Below are 243 nucleotides of genomic sequence, written 5' to 3'. Positions count from 1 at the left end.
GAAGTGGAATTTTCTCGTAGTCTGAACCGAGGAGGTTCCGTGTGAAGAAATCCCGATACAGCGACAGCCAGATCCTGGCGATTCTCAAGCAGGCCGAGAACGGCGTGCCGGTGCCCGAGCTATGCCGCGAGCACGGCATGAGCAGTGCCACGTTCTACAAGTGGCGCAGCAAGTACGGTGGTATGGACGCCGCGCTGATGAAGCGGCTCAAGGAGCTTGAGAGCGAAAACCGCCGGCTCAAGT

At 58.8% G+C, this 243-nt stretch carries 1 protein-coding gene; it reads left to right on the top strand.

The genetic code is table 11. The annotated features are described in order from the left end of the window. Positions 1–41 precede the first annotated feature (41 nt). On the top strand, positions 42–243 hold a 202-nt coding region (locus RM531_RS16035), incomplete at its 3' end, for a transposase (protein WP_311660728.1).

This window comes from Spectribacter acetivorans (assembly GCF_031846305.1).
Lineage (GTDB): Bacteria > Pseudomonadota > Gammaproteobacteria > Nevskiales > Salinisphaeraceae > Spectribacter > Spectribacter acetivorans.
Note: the sequence above shows the minus strand (reverse complement) of the source record. Positions and strands in the feature narration are given on the sequence as shown.